Origin of the sequence: Corynebacterium sp. (genome assembly GCF_030152825.1) — a bacterium.
Lineage (GTDB): Bacteria > Actinomycetota > Actinomycetes > Mycobacteriales > Mycobacteriaceae > Corynebacterium.
Window position 1 is genome coordinate 1 of the sequence record NZ_JASLIP010000091.1, and the last position, 4,207, is coordinate 4,207.

General features: G+C 64.3%; 3 protein-coding genes, 1 tRNA gene and 2 pseudogenes. 3 read left to right on the plus strand and 3 right to left on the minus strand.

What is annotated here, in order from left to right; genetic code table 11:
* Positions 1 to 613: pseudogene (locus tag Q1V78_RS08870) on the plus strand (DNA polymerase III subunit delta'); the annotation flags it as partial.
* An 86-nt stretch (positions 614 to 699) separates the two neighbouring features.
* Positions 700 to 775, plus strand: a tRNA-Thr gene (locus Q1V78_RS08875).
* Between the two features lie 212 nt (positions 776 to 987).
* Here Q1V78_RS08875 and Q1V78_RS08880 read toward each other — a convergent pair.
* The 3 genes and pseudogenes from Q1V78_RS08880 to Q1V78_RS09400 form a co-directional block, all read right to left on the minus strand.
* On the minus strand, positions 988 to 1,302 hold the full coding sequence (locus tag Q1V78_RS08880) for a hypothetical protein (protein WP_300613709.1): 315 nt from the start codon (positions 1,300 to 1,302) through the stop codon (positions 988 to 990).
* 179 nt (positions 1,303 to 1,481) lie between these two features.
* Positions 1,482 to 1,886 (minus strand): DUF3631 domain-containing protein, encoded by a 405-nt coding sequence (locus Q1V78_RS09395; protein WP_367279561.1) that lies wholly within the window; start codon positions 1,884 to 1,886, stop codon positions 1,482 to 1,484.
* A pseudogene (locus tag Q1V78_RS09400) lies at positions 1,813 to 2,055 on the minus strand (hypothetical protein); the annotation flags it as partial. The pseudogene Q1V78_RS09400 and the gene Q1V78_RS09395, both read right to left, overlap by 74 nt.
* Before the next feature lie 910 nt (positions 2,056 to 2,965).
* On the opposite strand from Q1V78_RS09400, the gene Q1V78_RS08890 reads away from it, so the two are divergent.
* Positions 2,966 to 4,207 (plus strand): collagen-binding domain-containing protein (locus Q1V78_RS08890; protein WP_300613712.1); only part of this gene is annotated, 1,242 nt, incomplete at its 3' end.

Below are 4,207 nucleotides of genomic sequence, written 5' to 3' on the forward strand. Positions count from 1 at the left end.
GGCGACGGCGCTGAAGCTGCCGCAGATGGTGTACGAGGGCGCGCGCTTGTTCAGCTTCACCTCTCAGCTGGTGGCGAAGGCGACCGAGGAGGTTGCCGCGCAGGTGGAGCCGGTGGAGGCGAAGGAGCGCGAGGCGCTGGAGGAGTCCCTGGGCGTGGGTGCGAAGGGGCGGGGTGCTGCGAAGGCGCAGCGCGGTTCGGCGGGGCAGATGAAGGAGCTGGAGCGGGAGCAGAAGAACCGCCGGACCCGGATGGTGCGCGACGCGCTGGACCTGGCCTTGATCGACGTCGTGGGCTTGTACCGCGACGCGATGCTGCAGGCGGCGGGGGCCGTGGAGCCGGTGGACGGTTCGGCTGACGCTGCCGAGGCAACCGCAGGTGACGGCGGTGGCGCCGCTGCCACCGCCCACGGCCTGCAGCCTGTTGGTGGGTTCCAGCACCCGGATATGCGCGCCACCTCGGGCGAGCTCGCGCGCCGGAATTCCCCGGAGGCGCTGGTCCGCTGTATCGACGCGGTGTCGGCCTGCCGGGAGACCCTGGGGATGAACGTGAAGCCGGAGGTCGCGCTCGATGCGCTGGGCGGTGCGCTGCGGGAAGCATGCCGGGTGAGCTAGCGGTTAGGTTTTGTGTCTTCGCGCTGCTGTCCGCTACGATGATCCTCCGTAAGAATGCTCGAGCTTTAGGCTCTGGGTTTTTGCACGCCGCCTTAGCTCAGTCGGCAGAGCGTTTCACTCGTAATGAAAAGGTCGCGAGTTCGATTCTCGCAGGCGGCTCCACCAAAACCCCGGACCAACCACACGGTTGGCCTGGGGTTTTCTCGCTGCCGCCGGCCGGGTCCGACGCGGTTGCGCTTGGGCCGTCAAACGCCGAAACCCGCCGCCCCAAGGGGAGGGGACGGCGGGTTTACTCGGACAACGTGCGCGGCCCGCTCAGGGGTGTGGGACCGCGATCACGGGGTGCGCGCCGACACGGGCGGCGCTGAAGGGGCCTAGGCCTCTTCGTGCTTCAGGTTCAGCAGGTCGCGCTCCTCGAGGTCCTTCGGGGGCAGGAACCGCGCGATGAACGCCGGATGGTCAGCGCGATGAGGCAGACGCTCACCTTCCAGGTGTCGCCGACGTACGTCTCGGTGGACGAGGAGTCGAGGATCATCGGGGCGAACGCCGCCCTGGATGACCTTGCGCCAGTGGTTCCTGAACAGCAGCGGCAGCGGGGCGGAACGCTCGGCGGATTCCGATTGCATGGCGCGGAAGACCGGGCACTCGTCGACGGTCGTGCGGATTAGGTAGCCGATGATGATCAGCACGAAGCTGAGCAGGAACGGAATGCGCCAGTCCCACTCCAGGCAGCATCATGGCCGATGGCGGCCTGGACGATGACGAGCACGGCGTTGGACAGCACCAGACTGGCCTGTTTCGCGGTCGCGTAGGTGGCGTGCCCCTTGTAGACGCGACCTCCATCGCGGATGGAAATCGACGCCACGGCCTAGCCGGAAAGCAGTTGCGCCATGCGGCGGGCGGTGATTCCTCGACCGCCGTCGAGATCCATCCACGCGGATTCTTCGCGGCTGCGAAGCCCTGCAAGTAGGTCGTTGGTGGAGATGGTTTCGCGGCCGTCCAGCACTTCGCGAATGTCGTGCAACAGTTCCACGCCAAGCGATACCGGTCGGCGTTCGGGCGTGAACACGAATGCACGGCACGCGGCACGGGCGGTGTTCGGCCAGTGACCGCCGGCGGCATCGGCTATCGCTAGCAACGGTTCCCCACACCTCGGCCGCGCGATCCTCCACTCCATCGGGCATGACGGGGCGGGCGTCGGCCAGATCCCCAGCCATATCTTCCACTTGTGCGGCCAGTTCGTCACGGGCGGTGGCGATTTCGGCGCGGGCATCGCGTTCGCGATATGGCTTGATCGGCCCCTCGGCGGCGTTTTTTTGATTTCCATGGTGATCGCGCGGGCGGTGATCGTGGCGGGCATATTGCCGGCCAGGCCAGCCAATGCGGCGGGCACGCACACGGGAAACCGAATCACTTTCATGCTGGCCGCGCCACCCTCGCATCGGTCTACCGTCCCCCCGGCCTTATAGCCGGCGTTAAGCAGCGCGCGAACTTCCTCGGATTGGGGCGTAGACCGTTTGCCAAATAGTGCGTCTACCTCGTCGTAAAGCGCGGTGGGCGGGGTCTTCCCGTCGCCGGACGATTGGGCGATACGGCGGTACAAGGCGGCCGTGGACGAGTTCACGGTCATGAAGGGCGCGTGGCACATGCCCTCTAACAGTTCAAGCACACGTATTTTGCCGGATCCGGGGACAGGTGAGGACAGGATGATTCGCGGGGTGGTGTAAAAGCTCGGTGAAACCCACGTATGGGCGGCCCACAGGGCCCGCGTCGGCGCACAATGGCTGTTGGGGAACACGACGTAGCCCGCCAACCATTTCGTGATGGTGTCAAGGGTGTTTGCTGGCGTCATGCAGCCGCCGCTGACAGGCCGCCGGCCGCCCGCGCCGGTGCCGGTGCGCTGTCGGGTCTCCGACGTCGGGTTCGGTGGGGCTAGTACCGTCGTTGCGCTGAGGAGATGGTGAGCCGACACGCCGGTGTGCCGCTGCGTCCGCGTCCAAGAATAGGTGGCTTCACCAGGGATACGCCTGCCTGCGGTTTCGCCCGTCATCGCGGGGCTCGTCAGCTGGGAGGACGTGTGAAGTGTATATATCCGAAATTTTAATCCGGACCAAGGGGTTTACGCTTGATTGCGCGATGTTATTGGAAATCTTGTTTAACTTCGCAATTGCTACACAACAAACCTGCATGCTAATATCTCAGCGACAGATTAGTCGAATTTAAGGTTTTCGGCGAAGAGGATCTGTTTGCCTTGGCGTGCGGCAATCTCCACCTGCGTTGGTCGCGGGGGGGGGGGCAGCTGTATTCCGGCATGGTTGAAAGTCGGTCTTCGGACTGCTGAAAGGAAGATAAATGAACGCGTCTCGAAAGTCACTTGCCGCTGTGGCAGTGGCTGTCTCGTTGGTCGCTGGAGGTGGGTATCTGGCGGGGAACTCCGTGGCCTCTCCCTCCGGCTCCGGCGTCAGCTCGGAGTTTTATCCGATGCAGCCGTACAAGCATTGGAGCGTGGTTTCGTTCGGCGATGTGCACATCGAAGCCGAGGCTGAAATGCCGATCGCTGCTCAGGGCAAGCTGAGCTGGAGCAACACCAACGTCATGCGCAAGTATGAGGAGGATCAGCGGCACGCACTGATCGCGGGTGAGCTCGACTTCGAGCAATCGAATGGCGAGCTCAAGCTCCTGTCCAAGCAGGCGAAGGTCGCCATCGACAATCCGGGTAACCTTGATGTCCTCATGGAGGATGGCAACGGGGCGCAGGTCATGCCGCACATCGTCCAAAAGGGTGAGGGCTACGATTCGTCGCCGCGCGTGGAGGCGCAGTGGCAGCCGAGCGCGGCCGAGGACTTCGAGCTCGGCAAGGGCGACTTCGATTCCCTGTTCAACCAGGGGGAGGCGAGCGGCACCGCCCAGAGGATTGGGCGCATCGCCGGTTCGCAGTGCGTCAACGATATTGCCAATGTGTTGACTGCGGAGTCGGAGGGCGACGGAAATGTTGTGCTTCCGCTTAAGGAGGGGATCAACTACTGGAACGTTTCTTCCGCCGAGCTCAACAACACTCGTGAGATCAAAGAGAAGAATGGCTCGCCGCAGGACTCGATTCTGGTGATCAACGTCACGGATGCGGGTCCGATCAACCTCAACCTCGTCGACAATGTGGGCGCCCATAAGCTCGGGCACGTTCTGCTCAACGCGCCGAACGTCTCGGAGCTGAAAATCAGCGGCGACTCGATCAACTGGTCGATTCTCGCTCCGAACGCGACTTTCGAGAAGACGTCCGGGAACACGCAGGGACATGTCGTCGTCAACTCCGCGAAGCTGGGCGGCTCCGAGGAGCACCTCAACCCGGAGCACGAGTTCCCCTGGGCTCTGAAGGACTGCACGGAGCCGACCGAGCCGACGGAGCCGACTGAGCCGACTGAGCCGACGGAGCCGACGGAGCCGACTGAGCCGACGGAGCCGACGGAGCCGACGGAGCCGACGGAGCCGACTGAGCCGACCGAGCCGACGGAGCCGACGGAGCCGACCGAGCCGACTGAGCCGACTGAGCCGACCGAGCCGACGGAGCCGACCGAGCCGACGGAGCCGACTGAGCCG

Bases quoted from the DNA above. Each gene is read 5' to 3' on its own strand.
- Q1V78_RS09395 (WP_367279561.1), bottom strand. From the start codon at position 1,886: ATGCCCGCGCCGAAATCGCCACCGCCCGTGACGAACTGGCCGCACAAG.